Source organism: Streptomyces sp. NPDC044106 (assembly GCF_056433985.1).
Genome location: NZ_JBWKFZ010000007.1, coordinates 78230 through 99088, shown reverse-complemented (window position 1 = coordinate 99088; position 20859 = coordinate 78230). Strand labels below are relative to the sequence as shown.

General features: G+C 71.6%; 20 protein-coding genes and 2 pseudogenes. 16 read left to right on the top strand and 6 right to left on the bottom strand.

Translation table 11 applies throughout. The features are described from left to right. The first annotated feature begins 60 nt into the window (after positions 1–60). Positions 61–1284 (top strand): GDSL-type esterase/lipase family protein, encoded by a 1224-nt coding sequence (locus tag AC07DI_RS14240; RefSeq protein WP_478904596.1) that lies wholly within the window; start codon positions 61–63, stop codon positions 1282–1284. Here AC07DI_RS14240 and AC07DI_RS14235 read toward each other — a convergent pair. Next, positions 1281–2162, bottom strand: coding sequence for an ANTAR domain-containing protein (locus AC07DI_RS14235; RefSeq protein ID WP_478904594.1), 882 nt, complete (start codon positions 2160–2162; stop codon positions 1281–1283). The genes AC07DI_RS14240 and AC07DI_RS14235 overlap by 4 nt on opposite strands. 371 nt (positions 2163–2533) lie before the next feature. On the opposite strand from AC07DI_RS14235, the gene AC07DI_RS14230 reads away from it, so the two are divergent. From AC07DI_RS14230 to AC07DI_RS14205, 6 genes are all read left to right on the top strand, one after another. Next, complete coding sequence (locus AC07DI_RS14230; protein WP_478904592.1) at positions 2534–3670, top strand: LLM class flavin-dependent oxidoreductase; 1137 nt, start codon at positions 2534–2536, stop codon at positions 3668–3670. Further along, the gene (locus tag AC07DI_RS14225) at positions 3667–4692 is read left to right on the top strand and encodes an alpha/beta hydrolase (RefSeq protein ID WP_478904590.1); all 1026 of its coding nucleotides are present in this window, start codon (positions 3667–3669) and stop codon (positions 4690–4692) included. The genes AC07DI_RS14230 and AC07DI_RS14225 overlap by 4 nt, the downstream gene beginning before the upstream one ends. A gap of 81 nt (positions 4693–4773) precedes the next feature. Continuing rightward, positions 4774–6177 (top strand): DUF6421 family protein, encoded by a 1404-nt coding sequence (locus AC07DI_RS14220; RefSeq protein ID WP_478904589.1) that lies wholly within the window; start codon positions 4774–4776, stop codon positions 6175–6177. A 26-nt stretch (positions 6178–6203) separates the two neighbouring features. Next, a complete protein-coding gene (locus AC07DI_RS14215) occupies positions 6204–6944 on the top strand; it encodes an SDR family NAD(P)-dependent oxidoreductase (RefSeq protein WP_478904588.1) in 741 nt (246 codons plus the stop codon). A 50-nt stretch (positions 6945–6994) separates the two neighbouring features. Further along, on the top strand, positions 6995–8065 hold the full coding sequence (locus tag AC07DI_RS14210; protein ID WP_478904587.1) for a threonine aldolase family protein: 1071 nt from the start codon (positions 6995–6997) through the stop codon (positions 8063–8065). A 109-nt stretch (positions 8066–8174) separates the two neighbouring features. Then, positions 8175–8771: a transglutaminase-like domain-containing protein gene (locus AC07DI_RS14205; protein WP_478904586.1), complete on the top strand. Its 597-nt coding sequence runs from the start codon at positions 8175–8177 to the stop codon at positions 8769–8771. A 40-nt stretch (positions 8772–8811) separates the two neighbouring features. On the opposite strand, the gene AC07DI_RS14200 is transcribed toward AC07DI_RS14205, so the two are convergent. Next, positions 8812–9540 carry a lysophospholipid acyltransferase family protein gene (locus AC07DI_RS14200; RefSeq protein WP_384254861.1) on the bottom strand — a complete coding sequence of 243 codons (729 nt, stop codon included), beginning with the start codon at positions 9538–9540 and terminating at the stop codon, positions 8812–8814. A gap of 190 nt (positions 9541–9730) precedes the next feature. Here AC07DI_RS14200 and AC07DI_RS14195 point away from each other — a divergent pair, with 190 nt between their 5' ends. The 4 genes from AC07DI_RS14195 (at position 9731) to AC07DI_RS14180 (ending at position 12894) form a co-directional block, all read left to right on the top strand. After that, a complete protein-coding gene (locus tag AC07DI_RS14195; protein WP_478904583.1) occupies positions 9731–10102 on the top strand; it encodes a thioredoxin family protein in 372 nt (123 codons plus the stop codon). 244 nt (positions 10103–10346) lie between these two features. After that, positions 10347–10856 carry a flavin reductase family protein gene (locus tag AC07DI_RS14190; protein WP_478904582.1) on the top strand — a complete coding sequence of 170 codons (510 nt, stop codon included), beginning with the start codon at positions 10347–10349 and terminating at the stop codon, positions 10854–10856. Positions 10857–11088: 232 nt separating this feature from the next. Then, complete coding sequence (locus AC07DI_RS14185; RefSeq protein WP_384254868.1) at positions 11089–11874, top strand: electron transfer flavoprotein subunit beta/FixA family protein; 786 nt, start codon at positions 11089–11091, stop codon at positions 11872–11874. A gap of 57 nt (positions 11875–11931) precedes the next feature. Further along, a complete protein-coding gene (locus tag AC07DI_RS14180) occupies positions 11932–12894 on the top strand; it encodes an electron transfer flavoprotein subunit alpha/FixB family protein (RefSeq protein ID WP_384254870.1) in 963 nt (320 codons plus the stop codon). Positions 12895–12952: 58 nt separating this feature from the next. Here the strand turns inward: AC07DI_RS14180 and AC07DI_RS14175 are convergent, their stop codons facing one another. Beyond that, on the bottom strand, positions 12953–13852 hold the full coding sequence (locus AC07DI_RS14175; RefSeq protein WP_478904580.1) for an endonuclease/exonuclease/phosphatase family protein: 900 nt from the start codon (positions 13850–13852) through the stop codon (positions 12953–12955). 247 nt (positions 13853–14099) lie between these two features. Between AC07DI_RS14175 and AC07DI_RS14170 the strand changes: the two genes are divergently transcribed. The 3 genes from AC07DI_RS14170 to AC07DI_RS14160 all read left to right on the top strand — a co-directional run bounded on the left by AC07DI_RS14170 (position 14100) and on the right by AC07DI_RS14160 (position 17710). After that, positions 14100–15392, top strand: a complete 1293-nt coding sequence (locus AC07DI_RS14170) for a DUF6986 family protein (RefSeq protein ID WP_478904579.1) — start codon at positions 14100–14102, stop codon at positions 15390–15392. Positions 15393–15467: 75 nt separating this feature from the next. Further along, positions 15468–17255 (top strand): serine/threonine-protein kinase, encoded by a 1788-nt coding sequence (locus tag AC07DI_RS14165; protein ID WP_478904578.1) that lies wholly within the window; start codon positions 15468–15470, stop codon positions 17253–17255. 23 nt (positions 17256–17278) lie between these two features. Continuing rightward, on the top strand, positions 17279–17710 hold the full coding sequence (locus tag AC07DI_RS14160; protein WP_478904577.1) for a hypothetical protein: 432 nt from the start codon (positions 17279–17281) through the stop codon (positions 17708–17710). A gap of 206 nt (positions 17711–17916) precedes the next feature. Here AC07DI_RS14160 and AC07DI_RS14155 read toward each other — a convergent pair whose 3' ends face one another. Then, complete coding sequence (locus AC07DI_RS14155) at positions 17917–19017, bottom strand: LacI family DNA-binding transcriptional regulator (protein WP_384263166.1); 1101 nt, start codon at positions 19015–19017, stop codon at positions 17917–17919. Between the two features lie 139 nt (positions 19018–19156). Here AC07DI_RS14155 and AC07DI_RS14150 point away from each other — a divergent pair, with 139 nt between their 5' ends. Beyond that, the gene (locus tag AC07DI_RS14150; RefSeq protein WP_478904575.1) at positions 19157–20125 is read left to right on the top strand and encodes an ROK family protein; all 969 of its coding nucleotides are present in this window, start codon (positions 19157–19159) and stop codon (positions 20123–20125) included. A 90-nt stretch (positions 20126–20215) separates the two neighbouring features. Here AC07DI_RS14150 and AC07DI_RS14145 read toward each other — a convergent pair whose 3' ends face one another. Continuing rightward, the gene (locus AC07DI_RS14145; protein ID WP_478904809.1) at positions 20216–20299 is read right to left on the bottom strand and encodes a hypothetical protein; all 84 of its coding nucleotides are present in this window, start codon (positions 20297–20299) and stop codon (positions 20216–20218) included. Between the two features lie 134 nt (positions 20300–20433). Here AC07DI_RS14145 and AC07DI_RS14140 point away from each other — a divergent pair. Beyond that, a pseudogene (locus AC07DI_RS14140) lies at positions 20434–20646 on the top strand (hypothetical protein); the annotation flags it as partial. Here the strand turns inward: AC07DI_RS14140 and AC07DI_RS14135 are convergent. Beyond that, positions 20598–20840: pseudogene (locus AC07DI_RS14135) on the bottom strand (NPCBM/NEW2 domain-containing protein); the annotation flags it as partial. The pseudogenes AC07DI_RS14140 and AC07DI_RS14135 overlap by 49 nt on opposite strands. Between the last annotated feature and the right edge of the window lie 19 nt (positions 20841–20859).

The following is a 20859-nucleotide window of genomic DNA, read 5'->3' as shown; positions in this document are numbered from 1 at the left end:
ATGCTGACGCAATCAATGAGCGGATCAACGTGACGATGATCCCGGCAAGGAAACAGAGCAATGGACAACACACCGGACAACACACCGGACAACGCGCCGAACAGCGACCGGCACTGGACCACCACGCCCGTCACCGCTGACCTCCTGCGCGGCGCCCTCGACGTCGAAGAGACCGCGCACGGCATACTCCCGCACCGGCTGCCCGCCCGCGCCCGCAGGCAGAACACCGACGGACAGCTGGCCATGGCCGAGGCCCAGCCCTCCGGCGTACGCCTGGCGTTCCGCACCCGCGCCACCGCGGTCGAGCTGGACACCCTGCCCACCAAGCGGTCCTACGTCGGCGTGCCGCCCCGCCCCGACGGGGTCTACGACCTGGTCGTCGACGGTGTCCTCGCCGACCGGGGCAGCGTCAAGGGCGGTCACACGCTGACCATCGACATGGCGGCCGGGACCTTCGAGCACACCACCGGCGACCCCGGCACCGTGCGCTTCGACGACCTGCCGGACGGCATGAAGGACATCGAGATCTGGCTGCCGCACAACGAGACCACCGAGCTCCTCGCGCTGCGTACCGACGCACCCGTGGAGCCCGCCCGGGACCCGGGCCGCAAGGTGTGGCTGCACCACGGCAGTTCGATCAGCCACGGCTCCGACGCGGCGAGCCCCACCACCATCTGGCCCGCCCTCGCCGCCTCGCTCGGCGGTGTCGAGCTGATCAACCTCGGCCTTGCCGGCAGCGCCCTGCTCGACCCGTTCACCGCCCGCGCCCTGCGGGACACCCCCGCGGACCTGATCAGCATCAAGATGGGAATCAACCTGGTCAACGCCGACGTGATGCGGCTGCGCGCCTTCACCCCGGCGATGCACGGTTTCCTCGACACCGTCCGCGAAGGGCACCCCGACACCCCGCTGCTGGTCGTCTCGCCCATCCTGTGCCCCATGCACGAGGACACCCCGGGCCCCAGCGCGCCGGACCTCAGCGACATCGGGGAGGGGCTGCTTCGCTTCAAGGCCATGGGCGACCCGGCGGAACGGGCGGCCGGGAAGCTCACGCTGAACGTCATCCGCGAGGAGCTGGCCCGGATCGTCGAGCGGCGCGCGGCCGACGACCCGAACCTGTACTACCTCGACGGCCGCGAGCTCTACGGCACCGCGGACGCCGCCCGACTGCCGCTGCCCGACCAGCTCCACCCGGACGCGGCCACGCACCGCCTCATCGGCGAACGCTTCGCCGAACGCGTCTTCAAGGACGGCGCCTTCACCAACGCCGCGCCCGCCCGCTAGCCGCGGAAGGCCAGCGCGATCCGATGGAGGTCCTGCAACGCGTCGACGAGCACGGTGTGCTGGTGCCACTTGATCCAGGTGCCGAGGGCGCGGCTCGTGCCGTCCAGCGCCCGCAACTGCGCCTGTGTGAAGCCGATGAGGGGGCGGGCGTGGTGCGAGGAGATCACGCCGCGGACGGTGTTCTGCTCGTCGACGAGGGGAATGCTGTGGCAGGCGCGGCTTCCCGAGGCGAGGATCACCCGGCGGGTGTCCTCGTCGAAACCGGCCGACGAGGCCACCTCCTTGACGGTGACCTGGTGGCTCGCGGCGGCCGCACGGGCGCATGAGGTGTTTCCGTCCACGAACGCGAAGTAGTCGGTGAACTGCCGGGGCAGTCCCGCGTGCTTCGCCATGCGCAGGATGTCGTCCTCGACCAGCTGCACGTTCCCCATGTCGGTGTCGGTGACGGTCATGACGCGGCGCAGCGCGGCGCCCAGGACCTCGCCCTGGTTGGTCGCGTCGATCGCGCCGGAGTGGAGCGTGGCCAGGTTCGGCGTCGGCTGCTGCGCCCGTCTGATGTTCCACACCTCGGCGCCCGGCACGGGCCCCGGGGTCCTGACGACCGCGGCGGCCAGCTGGTGCAGCTTGATGTTGGCCCGCTGGGACGCCTGGCGCAGCAGCGCGAACGCCGCCTGCGCGTCCGCGAGGCGGTAGCGCTCGACCAGGATGCCCTCGGCCAGCGCGACCCTGGAGCGCGCCCGCGCCTGGACCTGGAGCTCCGAGACCTGATCACGCAGCCGCTCGTTGGCGACCCTCAGCAGTTCCGTCTCGTCGCTGGGCGAGGGGACGTGCCGGGACGGGCGCCGACCGTCGGGCGAGGGCACGGACGAAATGGACAAGCTGTCTCCCACGGCGGCACCCTTGCTTCCCGGCCTCTCGTCATTCTGTGAACAGCGGCGGTTCCGTCACGGACATCGGCCATGCCCGGCTCCACCAGTGGAGGGGCCTGTTCCTTCATACGTCCGTGACCGTAACGCGACCGGTTCACGATGTCATGCTCGGCCCCTGAACCAGTCACCGGTGAAGGTGATTCCCGGCCGGGCCCGCGGCCCGGCCCGCCCCGCGGCCGGAGCCGACCGCACCCGGGCGCCGGCGCGAAAAGCCCGTGCGACAGCCCTTGTGATGTTGCGATGTGACGACTAGTCATATGGCTGATCGAAACAAAAGCCATGCCGCACAGGCGCTGAGGGCATCACCCCCTGGAGGGCACATGAAGTTCTCCGTCATCTTCGAGGCACAGCTCGCCGATCCGACCGTCGAACGTGAGCACCAGGTCATCCGCGACAGTGTCGAACAAGCCGTGCTCGCCGAAAAGATGGGGTTCGACCGCATCTGGGCGGTGGAGCACCATTCGCTCAAGTGGTACGCGCACATGAGCGCGCCCGAGATCTTCCTCACCTGGGTCGCCGCGCGCACGAGCACCATCAGGATCGGGCACGGCGTCGTCTGCATGCCGTTCAACTTCAACCACCCGGCGCGGGTCGCCGAGCGCGCCGCCATGCTCGACCTGCTCTCCGGCGGGCGGCTCGACCTGGGTGCGGGCCGGGGCGGCACGGCCCAGGAGACGTCGCTGTGCGGGGTCGACAGGGAACGTACGGCGCAAGAGGTCGAGGAAGCGCTGCGGATCATCGGAAAGGCCTGGGAGAAGGAGGAGCTGGAGCACCACGGCGAGCTCCTCGACATCGGCCCGCACCCGATCCTGCCCCGCCCCGCGCAGACCCCCCACCCGCCGCTCTTCCTCGCCTGCAGCAGGACCGAGACCCTGACACAGGCGGCCGAACTGGGCATCGGCGCCCTGGTGATGGGGTTCGCGGGCCCCGAGTCGATCGCCGGGATGCGCCGGGCGTACGACGCCGCGCTCGCGGCCCGCACCGGCGCGCGCTTCGTGTCGAGCGCCGTCAACGACCACTTCTCGGTGCTCTGTCCGACGATCGTGCTCGACGACCGGGAGACGGCACGGCGCGTGGGCATCCGCGGGCAGCGGTTCTTCGCGCAGTCCATCGGGCACTGGTACGGCGGCACCGGCGTCCCCGACGAGGCGGTCGTCGAGGGCCGTGACGAGGCCGCCGAGATGCGCAGGGCGGCCGAGCAGGTCGTCGCGCGCCTGCACGAGCACGACATCCCGGTACGTCCGACCTCGACCGCCACGTTCAACGCCGACCACGCGTACGGCACCGCGGACGACGCCATCGCCCATGTCGAGCGCCTGCGCGACGCGGGGGCCGACGAGATCATGTGCCTCGTCCAGATGGGCACCGTGCCCCAGGAGGCCTGTCTGGAGACCCTGCGGCAGTGGGGCGAGAAGGTCATCCCCTACTTCCGCGCCCAGGAAGCGGACACCGCATGATGCGGCGCGACGACCAGGGCGCCGCCCTCGCCCCGGACCGCCTCGACCCCCGTGCCCGCCCCCTCGTGGACGCCCTGACCGCCGCCTTCCCCGACCTCGGCGGCGCCGTCACCGACGCCGTCGAGGCCCGCCGGATCCTCGCCGCCGCACCCGCCTGCGGAAGGGCGCCGCTCCCCGTCGGCCCGGTCGCGGACCGGACGGTCCCGGGGCCGCCGGGCGCACCCGAGGTCCCCGTCCGCGTCTACCTCCCGGACCCGGCACGGCATCCGGGCCCCCGCCCGACCGTCGTCTTCTTCCACGGCGGCGGCTACACCCTCTGCGGCCTCGACTCCCACGACGCCACGGCCCGCGGCCTGACCGCCCGGTCCGGCGCCGCCGTGGTCTCCGTCGGCTACCGCCTGGCGCCCGAGCACCGCTTCCCGGCGGCCGTCGACGACGCGTACGCGGCGCTGTGCTGGGCCGCCGGCGAGAGCGCCGCGCTCGGCGGCGATCCCGGCGCCCTCGTCGCCGCCGGGGACAGCAGCGGCGGAGGGCTCGCCGCCGCCGCGGCGCTCAGGGCGCGGGACGAGGGCGGCCCCGCGCTCGCGCTGCAAGTGCTGCTCTACCCCCTCCTGGACGCGGCCCAGGACACCGCCTCCTACCGCGAGAACGCCCGGGGCTGCTTCCTCACCGCCGCGCACCTGCGCTGGTTCTGGCAGCAGTACCTCGGGTCCGACGGGGACGGCAGGCACGCCCTCGCCTCGCCGCTGCGCGCCGCGGACCTCTCCGGGCTGCCGCCCGCCCACCTCGTCACCGCGGGCTGCGACCCGCTGCGCGACGAGGGACTGCACTACGCGGAGCGCCTGCGCGCGGCCGGAGTGGATGTCGTCTCGGCCCACTTCCCCGGGATGTTCCACGGCTTCCTCGCCTTCCCCGATGCACTGCCCGATGCGGGGAAAGCGTTGACGGATGTGGCGGAAGCGATCGGGTCGACCGCGACGCACAGGAAAAACAGCGGTGGGGCAGGGGGTGGCACAGGATAATTTCCCGATACCCCCCTTGTCGCGGAGAACCTCGCACGCATACGGTGTTCTGACGCGAGGTTCTCCCGTGGAGGATGGGTTATGACGGAAATTCTTGTGCGGTCGGGTACGGAGGGTGCGGTTCCTACCGCTGAGGGGCGGGTGGTGGACCACCCGGCGTGGCCGGTGCTCAAGGATGCCGTGGAGGACATCCGGCCCTGGCAGTCGGCGGACGGCTCCATCGACTTCGAGGCGGACGGCGCCCCGGCGCGGAGCATCGCCGAACTCGCCGTGGACCGCGTCATAGCCGCGGTGGAGGAGCTCTCCCCGCTCCTGCCGCACGACGCCGCGTACCACCGGGCGCTCGTCACGGACCTGCGCCGCTGGGCCGAGGACGGCTTCCGGGTGCCGGACTTCCTCGACTCCCTCCTCGCCTTCCAGCCCGCCGCGCACCGCGAGGACGGCCTGCAGCACCTGGTCGTCTTCCCGATGTACACGCAGAACGGCAACCCCGACCGCAACCTCGAAGCGGTCGTGCTGCGCATGGTCTGGCCCGACTGGCTGGCCGAACTGGAGCGCACGCGCTACGACAACCCGCTCTTCTGCGGCATCACCTTCGAGGACTTCACCGCCGGGTACGACACGAACTCGGCCGTCCTCTTCCCCGAGACCATCGCCGTGCGCGAGGCCCCCGAGCGCTTCTCCTGGGGCGGCATCTTCTGCGACCGCGAGGCGGCCCGCTTCCGCCGTGTCACCGAGGCCGCCGTGGACCTGCTCGGGCTCGAACTGCCCGACGACATCCGCGAGATGGTCGGCGACCAGGACCGCTGCCAGCAGGCGTTCGTCCTGTGGGACATGGTCCACGACCGCACCCACAGCCACGGCGACCTGCCGTTCGACCCGTTCATGATCAAGCAGCGCCAGCCGTTCTGGATGTACGGCCTGGAGGAGCTGCGCTGCGACCTCACCGCCTTCAAGGAGGCCGTGAAGCTGGAGGCCGAGGGCGTCCCGCAGGCGCGCGACGTGCAGTACGCCGTCCTGTTCGACCGGATGTTCCGCTTCCCGGTCACCGGTGACCGCGTCAAGAACTACGACGGGCTCGGCGGCCAGCTCCTCTTCGCCTACCTCCACAAGCATGACGTGGTCCGTTGGACCGACAACCGGCTCAGCATCGACTGGGAGCGCGCGCCGCAGGTCACCAACCAGCTGTGCGGCGAGATCGAGGACCTCTACCGGGCCGGCATCGACCGCCCGAAGCTGGTCCACTGGTTCGCCGCGTACGACCTGGTCTCCAGCTACCTCGCCCCGCACCCCGGATCGCGCTGGGCCAAGGGCCCGGACGCCCTGGACACCTCGCTGCCGCCGCGCAAACTTGTCGATGAGGTGCTTCCCGACGAGTTTCCGCTCAGCATGTTCTATGAGGCGCTCTCCAAGAAGCTGAAGAACGTGATCGCCTCCACCAAGGGCATCACTGCTTCGTCGGACGCCGAGAAGGCCGCCGCGTGAGCGGCCGCCAGGAGGAGGCGAGGACCATGTCCGCACTCGATGGAGCCGTGGTCGCGGTGGCCGGAGCGGCCGGCCCCGCGGGGCGTGCCACCCTGCTCAGGCTGGCCGAGGCGGGAGCCACGGTCGTGGCCTCTGACGCCGACCCGGCGCGCCTGGCCGAAGCGGTGGACGCCGCGCGGTACGCGCACGGCGGGGCGACCGTCATAGGAGACACGGTCGATCTCCTCGACCTGGACGCGACCCGCGAGTGGGCGAGGCGCACCGAGAAGGAGTTCGGACGGATCGACGGGCTCGTCCACCTCGTCGGCGGCTGGCGCGGCGGCAAGAGCTTCGCCGAGACCGACCTCGCCGACTGGGACCTCCTCGAAAAGCTCCTGATCCGCACCGTGCAGCACACCTCCCTCGCCTTCGAGGACGGCCTGCGCCGCAGCGACCGGGGGCGCTACCTGCTGATCAGCGCGGCGGGCGCGAGCAAGCCGACGGCGGGCAACGCGGCGTACTCCGCCTCCAAGGCGGCGGCCGAGGCCTGGACGCTGGCCCTCGCGGACGCCTTCCGCAAGGCGGGGGGCGAGGACGGGCCGCGCGCGGCGGCTGCGATCCTGGTGGTCAAGGCGCTGGTGCACGACGCGATGCGCGCGGAGCGGCCCAACGCGAAGTTCGCGGGCTTCACGGACGTCAAGGAGCTGGCCGAGGCCATCGCCGGTGTCTGGGAGAAGCCCGCCGGTGAAGTGAACGGAAACCGCCTGTGGCTGACCGAGAAGCCGTGACCGGTCGTGACGCGACCGCTCGTGACGCGACCATCCCTGGCAGAGAGCCCGTGAACCCTCCGAAGACCGACGCCCGACGCCACCACGACCCGGACGTCCGCGGCTTCGCGAGCGACAACTACGCGGGCGCCCACCCGGAGGTCATGGCGGCCCTCGCGCTCGCCAACGGCGGCCACCAGATCGCGTACGGCGAGGACGACTACACAGCCGGTCTCCAGCAGGTGATCCGGGGACACTTCGGACCCACCGCCGAGGCGTTCCCGGTGTTCAACGGCACGGGCGCCAATGTCGTCGCGCTGCAGGCGCTCGCCGACCGCTGGGGCGCGGTGATCTGCGCCGAGTCCGCGCACATCAACGTGGACGAGGGCGGCGCCCCCGAGCGCATGGCGGGCCTCAAGCTGCTGACCGTGCCCACGCCCGACGGCAAGCTCACCCCGGAGCTGATCGACCGGCAGGCGTTCGGCTGGGACGACGAGCACCGCGCCATGCCGCAGGTCGTCTCGATCGCGCAGAACACCGAACTGGGCACGCTGTACACGCCCGACGAGATCCGCGCGATCTGCGACCACGCGCACCAGCTCGGCATGAAGGTGCACCTCGACGGCTCCCGGATAGCCAACGCCGCCGCCGCACTTGACGTCCCCATGAGGACGTTCACGAACGCGGTGGGCGTCGACATCCTGTCGCTGGGCGGCACCAAGAACGGTGCGATGTTCGGCGAGGCGGTCGTGGTCATCAACCAGGACGCCGTGCGCCACATGAAGCACCTGCGCAAGATGTCCATGCAGCTCGCCTCCAAGATGCGCTTCGTCTCGGTGCAGTTGGAGGCCCTGCTCGCCAAAGATCTGTGGCTGCGCAACGCCCGGCACGCCAATGAGATGGCGCAGCGCCTCGCGGAGGGCGTCCGGTCCGTGCACGGCGTGGAGATCCTCTACCCCGTGCAGGCCAACGCGGTCTTCGCCCGGCTGCCGCACGACGTGAGCGAGCGGCTGCAGAAGCGCTACCGCTTCTACTTCTGGGACGAGGCGGCGGGCGACGTCCGCTGGATGTGCGCGTACGACACCCGCGAGGAGGACGTCGACGGGTTCCTGGCGGCGCTGAAGGAAGAGATGGCGCGCTGAACCGGCGTCTCTGAGGCGCAGGACTCCTGCATAGGTTCTTCTGCATAGGTATACGGTCGACCGTAAAGTCATTGACGTACGGGCGACCGTATTCCTATGCTCCCGTGCCATGCAGCTGATCCAGGAAAACCCTGACCTGTCGGCGTACTTGGCCGCCGACGAGGTTGTCGACCACCATCACCCGCTGGTCCGCGAGACCGCCGCGAGCCTGGCGAAGTCATCCGCCGACACGTACGCGTACGCGCGCGCGGCCTTCGAGTTCGTCCGCGACGAGATCCCGCACTCGCAGGACTCGGGCCGCATGGAAGTCACCTGGCGCGCCTCCGACGTCCTGCGGGAGCGCACCGGCATCTGCACCGCCAAGTCCCACGCCCTGGCCGCCCTGCTGCGCGCCGAGGACATCCCGACGGCGTTCTGCTACCAGCGGCTGCGGGACGACCACACAAGCGGCTACTCCCTGCACGGCCTGGTCGCCGTACGCCTCGACGGCGCCTGGCACCGGCAGGACCCGCGCGGCAACGTCCCGGACGGCGTCGACGCGCAGTTCCGTCTCGGTGCGGAGCGGCTGGCCTGGCCGGTGGACCCCGGGGCCGGTGAGGTGGACTACCCGGTCCTCTACGCCGAACCGAGTCCAGTGGCGCTCCGCCCGCTCAAGGAAGCCCGCGACCGGCCGCACCTCTGGCAGATCTACCCCGCACAGCTGTGAGACGCGCCGGACGGACGACGCGCCGGACGGACCGGGACGGTCAGGTGGCCTCGGCGGCCTTCACCTCGGCGGGGGTCGGCGCCGTACCGCCCAGGTGCGCAGGCATCCACCACGTGTCGTCCGGGCCCTTGGGGCGCACCGGATAGGCGCGCTGCGCGGCCTCGAGGAGCTCCTGGCAGCGCTCGCGCAGGCGCCGCGTGATCGCACCCGCGTACTGGTCCTTGGGGGCTTCCACCGGCTCCCCGACCCGGATCGTCACGGGCAGGTGGCTGCGCCGGAAGTTGCGGGGGTGCCCCTTGGTCCACAGCCGCTGCGTGCCCCACAGAGCCATCGGGATCAGCGGGACCCCGGCCTCCTGGGCCAGCCGCGCGGCGCCGGACTTGAACGTCTTCAGCGTGAAGGACTGCGAGATCGTCGCCTCGGGGAAGACGCCGATGATCTCCCCGGAGCGCAGTGAGTCGAGGGCGTGCGCGTAAGCCGCCTCGCCCTGCTTGCGGTCGACGGGGATGTGCTTCATCCCACGCATCAGCGGCCCGGAGATCTTGTGCCGGAACACCGAGTCCTTCGCCATGAAGCGCACCAGGCGCTTCTGCGGCAGGGCGGCGAGACCGTCGAAGATGAAGTCGAGATAGCTGATGTGATTGCTGACGAGGACCGCGCCGCCGGAGCGTGGGATGTTCTCCGAGCCTTTGCAGTCGATCTTCAGGTCCCATGCCTTGAACAGGGTTTTCGCGGCACCGATGACCGGACGGTAGACAAGCTCTGCCATGGGTGGGGAGGGCCCTTCGTTTCTGCCTGGGGAGGGGGCTCCCGGCGGGAGGTTACGCAGCCGTAGGTTTTTCGGCGTTGCGCAGATCGTGCCCCAAGAACGGACGAGTGACCAGCCTTGGTGCCGCCGATCCGCGAGATTCTCGTCACGTAGGAATCTCCGCGGGCGCGCGAGCGCTGTACCGGGAGAGATGCGGATCAAGGCCCTTGGGGCAGGCGGTAGGAGTGAGGCGGAAGTGCCAGGACGTGACACCGGGCGGCGGCTCGGCGCGGCGGACATCGGGGAGCGGCTGGGGGAGCGGGCGACGCTGGTGCAGTTCTCCAGCGCGTTCTGCCAGCCCTGCCGTGCGACGCGCAGAGTCCTCGCGGACGTGGCCGCGCTGGTCCCCGGGGTGTCCCACGTGGAGATCGACGCCGAGGCCCGGCTCGATCTCGTACGGGAGCTGCGCGTACTGAAGACACCCACCGTCCTCGTCCTGGACGCGGCCGGGCGCGTGGTGCGGCGCGCCGCGGGACAGCCCCGCAAGGCCGATGTGATCGCCGCTCTCGGGGAGGCCGTGTGACCCGCTGCCCCGCAGGTCACAAGGGTCGCAGGGGTCGCGACCGTGACGCATCTTTCATCTCGCGGAAAGGGCTTGACTGCGTACGTCATCTCTCGCGAGCCTGCTGCCATGCCCCGGGACCCCCTTCTCCGCCTTCTCCGCAGCACGCGCGCCCACGCGGATCTCGTCCGCGATGCGGGCGCGCGCTGTCCTCGGTCCTGAACACCGACGTCGTCGCCCGTACCTCCGGCAGAAGGACAACCCCATGACGGCAACGCCGGCCCTCGGCGCCCTGCGGCACGCCACCCCCGACCTGCTGCGCTCGGTCTTCCGGCGGCACGCGGCGGGCGTCGCCGTGATCACCGCGGCCCGGGGCTCCCGACCGGTCGGCTTCACCGCCACCTCGCTCACATCGGTCTCCGCCGAACCCCCGGTGGTGTCGTTCGGCATCGGCACCGGCTCCTCCAGCTGGCCCACGGTCTCCGAGGCCGAGTACGTCGGCGTCCACATACTCGGCGAGCACCAGCAGGATCTCGCGGCCACGTTCGCGCGCAGCGGAGCCGACCGCTTCGGCGCGCCGACGAGCTGGCGCGAGGGGCCCGAGGGGGTGCCCGTGCTCGACGGGGTGCTCGCCTGGCTGGTGTGCCGGATCGTGGCGCGGGTGCCGACCGGCGACCACCGCATCGTGCTTGCCCAGGCCGTGGTCGGCGACCACGCCGACGAGGGCCGCCCGCTCCTGTACCACCAGGGGCGCTTCAACGCCTTGCGCGACTGAGAGTTCCCGGTGGGCGTGGCTCACGCCCGATTACGCAGCGTTGGGAAGGTCACAGTTCAAAGCGCTTGCTCAGGGGGAATGAACTGGGTGTACTCATGAGTAATATTTCGGTCGGAGCGCGGGCCGCCCCGACCGGGATCCGCCGCTTCAGGCGCCTATGCTGCCTGCAATGGGGCAGTGGCCATGAGCCGAGGCAGCAGCCCAGTAAAGACGATGCAGTAGGAGAGCCGGCGTGAGCTTGAGGATCGTTGTCTGTGTGAAGTACGTGCCCGACGCCACCGGCGACCGGCACTTCGCCGATGACCTGACCGTCGACCGCGACGACGTCGACGGCCTCCTTTCGGAGCTCGACGAGTACGCGGTCGAGCAGGCGCTGCAGATCGCCGACGAGGCGGACGACGCGGAGGTCACCGTTCTGACCGTCGGCCCCGAGGACGCCAAGGACGCGCTGCGCAAGGCGCTCTCGATGGGCGCCGACAAGGCCGTCCACGTCGAGGACGACGATCTGCACGGCACCGATGTCATGGGCACCTCGCTGGTGCTCGCCAAGGCCATCGAGAAGACCGGCTACGACCTGGTCATCGCGGGCATGGCTTCGACCGACGGCACCATGGGCGTGCTGCCCGCGATCCTCGCGGAGCGCCTCGGCGTCCCGCAGGTCACGCTGCTCTCCGAGGTCTCCGTCCAGGACGGCACCGTGAAGGGCCGCCGTGACGGCGACTCCGCCAGCGAGCAGCTGGAGGCGTCCCTGCCGGCCGTCGTGTCCGTGACGGACCAGTCGGGCGAGGCCCGCTACCCGTCCTTCAAGGGCATCATGGCCGCCAAGAAGAAGCCGGTGGAGGCGCTCGACCTCGGTGACCTGGACCTGGAGGCCGAAGAGGTCGGCCTCGAGGGTGCCTGGACCAAGGTCGACTCGGCCGCCGAGCGTCCGGCCCGCACGGCCGGCACGATCGTCAAGGACGAGGGCGAGGGCGGCAAGCAGCTCGCCGAGTTCCTCGCGGGCCAGAAGTTCATCTGAGCTTCAGTCACCCCTCAACCGCCCAACTTCTTCGTTACCGCAGGAGATTGAAGTCCCATGGCTGAAGTTCTCGTCTACGTCGACCACGTGGACGGTGCCGTCCGCAAGCCCACCCTTGAGCTGCTGACCCTGGCCCGCCGGATCGGCGAGCCCGTCGCCGTCGCCCTCGGCTCCGGCGCCGAGGCCACCGCCGCCACGCTCGCCGAGCACGGCGCGGTCAAGGTCCTGACCGCCGACGCTCCCGAGTTCGCCGACTACCTCGTCGTGCCGAAGGTGGACGCGCTGCAGGCCGCGTACGAGGCCGTCTCCCCGGCCGCCGTGCTCGTCCCGTCCTCCGCCGAGGCCAAGGAGATCGCGGCCCGCCTCGCGGTCCGCATCAAGTCCGGCATCATCACGGACGCCGTCGACCTGGAGGCCGGCGACGAGGGCCCGGTGGCCACGCAGTCGGTGTTCGCCGCCTCGTACAGCACCAAGTCCCGTGTCTCCCAGGGCACCCCGGTCATCACGGTCAAGCCGAACTCGGCCGCCGTGGAGGCCGCCCCGGCCGCGGGCACCGTCGAGGCCCTTGAGGTCTCCTTCTCCGAGAAGGCCACCGGCACCAAGGTCGTCTCGCGCACCCCGCGCGAGTCGACCGGCCGCCCCGAGCTGACCGAGGCCGCGATCGTGGTCTCCGGCGGCCGCGGCGTGAACGGTGCCGAGAACTTCTCGGTCATCGAGGCGCTCGCCGACTCGCTCGGTGCCGCCGTCGGCGCCTCGCGTGCCGCGGTCGACGCCGGCTGGTACCCGCACGCCAACCAGGTGGGCCAGACCGGCAAGTCGGTCTCCCCGCAGCTGTACATCGCCTCGGGCATCTCCGGCGCGATCCAGCACCGGGCCGGCATGCAGACCTCGAAGACCATCGTGGCCATCAACAAGGACGCCGAGGCCCCGATCTTCGACCTGGTCGACTACGGCGTGGTCGGCGACCTCTTCGAGGTCGTCCCCGCCCTCACCGAAGAGGTCAAGTCCCGCAAGGGCTGAGCCCGCTGCCGGTACGAGGCCCCCGCTCCGCCGTGCGCGGAGCGGGGGCCTCGCCGTGTCACAGCGTCATCGTGACCTGGACGGCCCAGTGGTCGCTCGGGTACTGCCCGCCGAGCGCGAAGGTGTTCACCGACGCCGCGTGCACCGTCGCCGAGGGCCTCGTCAGGACCCAGTCGATGCGACCGCCGCCCAGGGCGGGCGGCTTGTAACCGCCGTACGTGCCGTATGCCGGGCCGCGCTTCTCGGCGACGTCCCAGGTGTCGACGAGACCGGCGCCCAGCATCGTGGTGTAGGCGGCGTTGTCGTGGGCCGTCGCGTTGAAGTCGCCCGTCACGATGAGTGGCGTGGCCGTGTTCAGCTGGGCGATGCGTTCGACCATGAGGCTCGCCGAACGCTCGCGTGCGTTCTGGCTGACGTGGTCGAAGTGCGTGTTGAGGACGTACAGCTGGGCGTTGGTGACCAGGTCGAGGAAGCGCACCCAGGAGGCCATGCGGGGCGAGTTGGCACCCCAGGTGTTCGAAGCGATGGTGTAGGGCGTGTCCGAGAGCCAGAAGTGGTCGTATTCGAGCGGGAACAGCCTGCGGTTGTCGTAGAAGACGGCCATGAACTCGTCGCGACTGCCGCCCCCGACGCCCGTGCCGACCCAGTCGTAGTTCGCGCCGAGATCCGTCTCGATGTCCTGCAACTGGTAGTAGAGGCCCTCCTGGGTGCCGATGACGTGCGGCTGGGCGCGCAGGAGCATCTCCTTCATGGCCGGGCGGCGCTCGGCCCAGGTGTGCGGGGGCCGGTTGCTCGCGTAGCGGACGTTGTACGACATGACCTCCAGGCGCGCTTCCGGCGCCGCGGCGGCGTGGGCCGGGCCGCCGGACACCGCCGTGCCGGACAGGGGCAGCGCCACGGCGGCGGCGAGCGCGGTCCGCAGGACGGAACGGCGCGTGAAGGGGGAGTCGATGGCCACGGGGGCTCCTTGAGTTCGGCCCGCACGGTCGGCACCGAGGGCACGCTGGAGGCTGTGGGCCACAGACTGGCCGCGCCGGTCCCCGCCGGGCTCCGGGACACGCGTCAACGCGCGCGGTCCCCTACGGATGCAGGACACGGCAAGGTGTTGACCAGCAGGAAAGTCACGGATAACTTCGATATACGGATTGTTGATTCCGCGGAGCGGAAATGTCGGGCGCGGCACCGAGCGTGTGGAGGATGCGGGAATGGGTCAGCAAGAGAAGGTGGCAACGAGCCTCGCCGGCGCGGTCAGCGAGGGCATCAGCGCTTCCCTCGCCCCGGTGGACGCGAAGCTGGAGCGCCTCTACCCGGGAGACCCAGGTACCCGCCAGCCCGTCCACACCGTGTACGTCCCCGGCGAGCAGTTCACCGCGGACTCGCTGCGCACGTGGGGCGACAAGGCCCTCGCGATGCTCGACGAGCACGCACCGGACGCCGCCTCCTTCGCCGCCGTCCTCGGCCTGACCGACGACCTCGCCGACGCCGTCTACACGCGCGTGCGCACCAAACTGGAGCGCGAGCCGATTGAAGACCTGCGCATCGACTTCGAGGACGGCTACAAGGGCGCCGACGAGGACCAGGACGCCGCCCGCGCGGCCCGGCTCGTCGCCGAGGCATACAGGAACGGCACCGCCGCCCCGTACATGGGCATCCGCATGAAGTGCATGGAGGAGGCGGTACGCGACCGCGGCATCCGCACCCTCGACATCTTCCTGTCAGGGCTCATGGAGGCGGGCGGCCTCCCCGACGGCCTCGTCCTGACGCTGCCCAAGGTGACGTATCCCGAGCAGGTCACCGCGATGGTGCGGCTCCTTGAGGAGTTCGAGAAGGCGCGCGGTCTCGAGCCCGGCCGCATCGGCTTCGAGATCCAGATCGAGACGAGCCAGTCGATTCTCGCCACCGACGGCACCGCCGCCGTCGCCCGCATGATCCAGGCCGCCGATGGCCGCGCGACGGGGCTGCACTACGGCACCTTCGACTACAGCGCCTGCCTCGGCGTCAGCGCCGCCTACCAGGCCAGCGACCACCCGGCCGCCGACCACGCCAAGGCCGTCATGCAGGTCGCCGCCGCCGGCACCGGCGTCCGCGTCTCCGACGGCTCCACCAACGTCCTGCCCGTCGGCACCACCGCGCAGGTCCACGACGCCTGGCGACTGCACTACGGCCTCACCCGCCGCGCCCTGGCCCGCGCCTACTACCAGGGCTGGGACATGCACCCCGGCCACATCCCCACCCGCTACGCCGCCGTGTTCGCGTTCTACCGCGAGGGTTTCGAGTCGGCCGCCGCCCGCCTCGCCGCCTACGCGGGCCACCACGAGGGCGGCGCCGTGGCCGACGAGCCCGCCACCGCCAAGGCCCTCGCCGGATACCTGCTGCGCGGTCTGGACTGCGGCGCCCTCGACGCGGGCGAGGTCACCCGCCTCACCGGCCTCACCCTGGCCCGCCTGCAGGGCTTCTCCGGCCCGCGCCGTGGCGATCTCACGGTCTCGGGCAAGTAACACCGGCGACCGCCTGTCACAGCTGCCCCGTAGTCTGTACGCCACGGAAAGTCGTGTCGCAGGAACGGGGCAGCGGTGCATTCGGGGGACCAGGAACAGACGGACGGGGTCGGCAGACTCCTCGCCGGGCGCTACCGCGTCGTGGCACAGCTCGGGCGCGGCGGCATGGGAGTCGTGTGGCGCGCCGTCGACGAGGTGCTGCACCGCGAGGTCGCGGTCAAGGAACTGCGCACGTATACGGACGCGGCCGGCCCCGAGCTGAACGACCTGCGGCTGCGGATGCAGCGCGAGGCACGGGCCGCCGCCCGGGTGCGCCACCCCGGAGTGGTCGCCGTGCACGACGTCGCGGAGGTCGAAGGACGGCCCCTCATCGTCATGGAACTCGTCGACGGCCCCTCCCTGGACGACGTGCTGCGCGAGCGCGGCACCCTCGACCCCCGGGAGGCCGCAGGCATCGGCGCCAAGGTGATGGAGGCCCTGGCCGCCGCCCACCGCGCGGGCGTTCTGCACCGTGACGTGAAGCCCGGCAACATCCTCCTGGAAGCCGGTGGCCGCGTCGTCCTCACCGACTTCGGCATCGCCACGATGGACGACCCGAACGACGGCTCGGCGACGCACCTCACCCGCAGCGGCGAACTGGTCGGCTCGCTCGACTACCTGGCGCCCGAGCGCGCCCAGGGCCACGACCCGGGGCCCGCCTCCGACGTCTGGGCCCTCGGCGCCACGCTTTACGCCGCGGTCGAGGGTTCCTCCCCCTTCCGCCGTACGTCGACGTGGTCCACGCTCACCGCGATCGTCGTCGACCCGCTGCCCGAGCCGCGGCGTTCGGGGCCCCTGACCCCCGTACTGCGCCAACTCATGGACAAGGACCCGCAAGCACGCCCCGATGCGGACACGGCGCGGCGCCTGCTCACCGACGTGGCGGCGGCGACGCACGGCACCGGCGCCAAAGCCGTGGCCAACGGTGCGCCGCAGACTGTGCCGCAGCCCGCGCCGCAGACCGCACCGGGGCCGTACGGCACGACGGAGCGCAGCATCCCCAGCGCGCCCCCGCCGGGCTTCGGACCGCCGCCCGCCGTGGCGCGGCAGGAGCCCGCCGCCCCCGCGAGCCGCGCCGAGACGCGCTCCACCCGGCGCCCGCGCCGCCGCCGTGCCTGGCCCGCCGCCGTGGCGGTGGGTGTCGTCCTCGCGGCGACGGGCGCCACCGTGGCCTTCCTCGACGGCAAGGACGACAGCGGCGCCCAGGCCCGGCAGGAAGCCGCCCCGGACCGCGCGGGTTCGACGCAGGACGACGGCAGCAACGGCCCCCTCGGCGGCGAGTCGAAGAAGCGCCCCAAGCCGTCGGGGCAGGGCGAGGAGAAGTCCCGCGAACCGGGCAGGAAAGCGGACGACAGCGCCGACGAGAACGACAAGGCCGACGGCGGCGGCAAGGACCGTTCGGACGACGGCAAGGACAGGGACAGAGGCGGGGACAGGGGCGGGGACAAGGGCAGGGGCGGGGACAAGGGCAGGGGCGGCGCCAAGACCCCCTCGCGCTCCGACCCCACCACCAAGCCGACCGACGACGGCCCGGCGTCGGCCCCCGCCTGCCACCCGGCGGGCGGCGGCAAGTACGACTGCCAGGTGTGGCGCTCCGCCCAGTCGTACACCGCGGCCGGCGCCAGGGCGGGCACCCTCAACGCGGGCACCAACTACTTCTACTGTCAGCAGAACCTGGGCCGCCGCGAGACGTACGGCCGGTGGACGAACGTCTGGTGGGCGAAGACGGACGACGACAGCGGCAACACCAATGTCTTCGTCAGCGACGTCTACCTCAAGGGCGGCGACAACGACAAGCCGCTGCCGGGCCTGCCCACGTGCTGACGGAGGCGCTGTACACCCGAGTCGTGGCCGCCGTGGAGGGCACGCCGTACCGGTTGCGGCGGACGGAGCGGGGATTCGACATGTACGTGGACGTCCCTCAAGTGGGCCGCCGCGTCACGCAACTGCACACCTACCGTGTCGAACTGCGCCCGCACGAGAAGACGTTCGTCATGACGGATGTCGTGCGCACCGTGGAGCGCGGCCTGTTCGGAACGGCGAGCAAGACGGAGACCGGCCGGGCCCGCTACCGCACGTGGAGCCGCTCGCTGGACGGCAGCGAGCGGCACTCCTTCTCCTCGGCCGACGGCCACCGGCTGATCCGCGGCGCGGCCACGGAACTGGCCTGGGAGGAAGTCAAGCCGACGAGTCAGAAGGCCGCCCTCGTCGCCGGCGCCGTGGGCGGCCTTGTGGCCGTCGGCACGCTGATCGCTCTCGCGGTCGTCTTCTGGCTCTGAGAGCCTGTGTCATATCCCCGGCCGGGTGGTCGCCGTCTGGCACGCACGCTCGCCGCGTTGCCGAAAAGTCCTAGTAGCTCCGCTACGAGGACTTCCCGGCGCCTTGCGATCGCACGCACCAGACGACGCCCACTGATCCGACCGGGGATATGACACAGGCTCTGAGACGCGTGCCTTGGAGCGGTCGAACGCCCAGAGCCCGTCCTTCAGCCGGCCGGCGGCAGCTCGCCCGAGCCGCGAGTGATGAGCCGCGTCGGCAGCTCGACCCGCTCCGGCGCCTCCGCGACACCGTCGAGCTGCCGGAACAGCCGCTCCGCCGCCGTCCTGCCCAGCTGCGCCGCGTCCTGCGCGACGACGGTCACGCCCGGACTCAGCAGATCCGCGAGCTCGATGTCGTCGAAGCCGACCAGCGCCACCGGGCGGTCGAGCGCGGCCAGGACACGTACGACCGTCACCGTCACACGGTTGTTGCCCGCGAAGATCGCCGTGACCGCGCCGGGGCCGCTCAGCATCGTCTCGGCCGCCGTACGCACCCGCTCCGGATCGGTGACGCCGAGCGAGACCCACTCCTCGTCCACCGGGATGCCCGCGTCCTCCATCGCCGCACGGTAACCGCGCAGCCGTTCTATGGCGGTGTGGATGCGCGGCTGGTCGCCGATGAAGCCGATGCGGCGGTGGCCGTGGGCGATGAGGTGCGCGACACCGTCCCGCGCGCCGCCGAAGCTGTCGGAGAGCACCACATCGGCGTCGATGCGGCCGGCGGGCCGGTCGACGAAGACGGTGGCGACGCCGGCGGCGATCTCCGGCTCCAGATAGCGGTGGTCGTCACCGGCCGGAATCACCACGAGCCCGTCCACGCGCCGGGCGCACAGCGCGAGCACCAGTTCCTGCTCGCGCTCGGGGTCCTCGGCGCTCGATCCGTTGATGAGCAGCGCGCCGTGCGCCCGGGCGACCTCTTCCACGGCGCGGCTCAGCGGGCCGTAGAAGGGGTCGGCGAGGTCCTCGAGGACGAGGCCGATGCTCGCGGTGCGGCCCTTGCGCAGCACGCGCGCGCTGTCGTTGCGGCGAAAGCCCAGGGCTTCGATGGCCTCCTGGACGCGGCGTTCGGTGTCGGGCGTGACGCCCGGCTCGCCGTTGACCACGCGGGAGACGGTCTTCAGGCCGACTCCCGCGCGCGCGGCGACGTCCTTCATGGTCGGCCGGTTGCCGTAACGGTTCTCGGGTCGTCGGGCGGCGGTCTCGGCCACGGTGCGCTGTCCTGTCCTGTCGTACGAAGTCGTCCACGGAGTCGTCCACGAGCTCCCCATGGGACATCCACGCTTCTTCCACGGGGGCTGTCCATGAGCATGTGGCGTCGAGCATAGGGCCTGGACAACGTTGTCAGATGCGGGGGAGACTGACCTTCGCACTCTCCGGCCTGCCGATACACCAGGAGACCCGACACAGATGCACATGGACCTCGTCGCCGCCCTCGACATCGGCGGCACCAAGATCGCCGGAGCCCTGGTGGACGGCCGCGGCCGGATCCTCCAGCGCGCGCAGCGGCCGACACCCGCGCGTGAGGACGGCGACACGGTGATGCGGGCGGTCGAGGGGGTCCTCGGCGAGCTGACCTCCGGCGAGCTGTGGGGCAGGGCGTCGGCCGTGGGCATCGGCAGCGCGGGACCCGTCGACGCGTCGGCCGGCACGGTCAGCCCCGTCAACGTCCCCGGTTGGCGCGGCTACCCGCTGGTCGACCGGGTCCGCGCGGCCACCGGTGGCCTCCCCGTCGCCCTGGTCGGCGACGGCGTGGCGATGACCGCGGCCGAGCACTGGCAGGGCGCGGCCCGCGGCCACGACAACGCGCTGTGCATGGTCGTGTCGACGGGCGTCGGCGGTGGCCTCGTCCTCGGCGGCAAGCTGCACCCGGGCCCCACCGGCAACGCGGGTCACATCGGCCACATCAGCGTGGACCTCGACGGTGACCCCTGCCCGTGCGGTGCGCGCGGCTGTGTCGAGCGGATCGCCAGCGGCCCGAACATCGCAGGCCGCGCCGTGCGGAACGGCTGGCTCCCTGGCCCCGACGGTGACACCTCGGCGGCCGCGGTGGCAACCGCCGCGCGCGCCGGGGACCCGGTCGCCGTCGCTTCCTTCGAGCGGGCGGCACAGGCCCTGGCCGCGGGCATCGCCGCCACGGCCACGCTCGTCGAGATCGACATCGCGGTGATCGGCGGGGGAGTGGCGAAGGCGGGCGAGGTCCTCTTCGCGCCGCTGCGCGGGGCCCTGCGGGACTACGCCGCGCTCTCCTTCGTGCAACGGCTGACCGTGGCGCCCGCACTGATGGGCACGGACGCGGGGCTGGTGGGAGCGGCGGCGGCCGCGCTCGACATCGAGCCGAGCGCGGCGGTGGACCTGCGGTCCGCGGTGGGCGGGTGAGGTGAGGGGGCGACGCCTCTGCCCCGCCCCTCCCGCCTCAGCCGACTCACCCAGCTCCTACGGCCCTTGCTGAGGGTTCTCTTTTGCCTCTCAGTAACTGAGCGTGGGCTCCGCCCAGTCGCCGTGGTCCGAGTCGATACCGTCCGCGCCGTCCGTGGCGAAGAGGCGTACGATCCGGGCGCCCGCTCAGAGCCTGTCTTTGAACCCCCGTCGCCCGCGCGAAGCGCGGGCGACGGGGGTTCAAAGACAGGCTCTTACGTCAGGTCACCGCGCAGGTCGGCGTCGACGACGAGGAGGCCGAGAGCGGCACCGTCGCCTTCGAGATCTGGGCGGGCGACCGGACCAGGTCGGTGACCGCGGAGGTGACCTCGGAGGGCTTGCCCTCCTCCACCAGCAGGTCACCTTCCAGGCCGAGTTCGACGGTCGCCGGGTGGCGCGCCCACTGCCCGTCGGCGCTCCCGCGCAGGAGCACTGTGCCGTGCGCCGGGGCGGTGGCCGCGATCCGGCCCGCCGTGTTGTAGCTCTTGTGCTGCCACAGGTCGCGCATCGTGTACGCGTCGGCGCCGGGCAGGCCGACCGCCCGCGCCGTCGTGGAGACGGACTGCGGGCCGGCGGTCTCGTTGAAGGGGGCGACGGCGCGGCTGCCGTCCTTCATCTCCTTCGCGACGACCCGGCGACCGCCGTCCGACGTGACGACCTCGCCCTGTCTGCCCAACGTGTTCTGGTCGACGGCG

Excerpts from the sequence above, each read along its gene's own strand:
- AC07DI_RS14170 (WP_478904579.1), top strand. The coding sequence starts at position 14,100 with ATGGGTCAGCAAGAGAAGGTGGCAACGAGCCTCGCCGGCGCGGTCAGC.
- AC07DI_RS14155 (WP_384263166.1), bottom strand. The coding sequence starts at position 19,017 with ATGGGGAGCTCGTGGACGACTCCGTGGACGACTTCGTACGACAGGACA.
- AC07DI_RS14220 (WP_478904589.1), top strand. The coding sequence starts at position 4,774 with ATGACGGAAATTCTTGTGCGGTCGGGTACGGAGGGTGCGGTTCCTACC.
- AC07DI_RS14200 (WP_384254861.1), bottom strand. The coding sequence starts at position 9,540 with ATGGCAGAGCTTGTCTACCGTCCGGTCATCGGTGCCGCGAAAACCCTG.
- AC07DI_RS14150 (WP_478904575.1), top strand. The coding sequence starts at position 19,157 with ATGCACATGGACCTCGTCGCCGCCCTCGACATCGGCGGCACCAAGATC.
- AC07DI_RS14180 (WP_384254870.1), top strand. The coding sequence starts at position 11,932 with ATGGCTGAAGTTCTCGTCTACGTCGACCACGTGGACGGTGCCGTCCGC.
- AC07DI_RS14230 (WP_478904592.1), top strand. The coding sequence starts at position 2,534 with ATGAAGTTCTCCGTCATCTTCGAGGCACAGCTCGCCGATCCGACCGTC.
- AC07DI_RS14195 (WP_478904583.1), top strand. The coding sequence starts at position 9,731 with ATGCGGATCAAGGCCCTTGGGGCAGGCGGTAGGAGTGAGGCGGAAGTG.
- AC07DI_RS14205 (WP_478904586.1), top strand. The coding sequence starts at position 8,175 with ATGCAGCTGATCCAGGAAAACCCTGACCTGTCGGCGTACTTGGCCGCC.
- AC07DI_RS14240 (WP_478904596.1), top strand. The coding sequence starts at position 61 with ATGGACAACACACCGGACAACACACCGGACAACGCGCCGAACAGCGAC.
- AC07DI_RS14225 (WP_478904590.1), top strand. The coding sequence starts at position 3,667 with ATGATGCGGCGCGACGACCAGGGCGCCGCCCTCGCCCCGGACCGCCTC.
- AC07DI_RS14215 (WP_478904588.1), top strand. The coding sequence starts at position 6,204 with ATGTCCGCACTCGATGGAGCCGTGGTCGCGGTGGCCGGAGCGGCCGGC.
- AC07DI_RS14190 (WP_478904582.1), top strand. The coding sequence starts at position 10,347 with ATGACGGCAACGCCGGCCCTCGGCGCCCTGCGGCACGCCACCCCCGAC.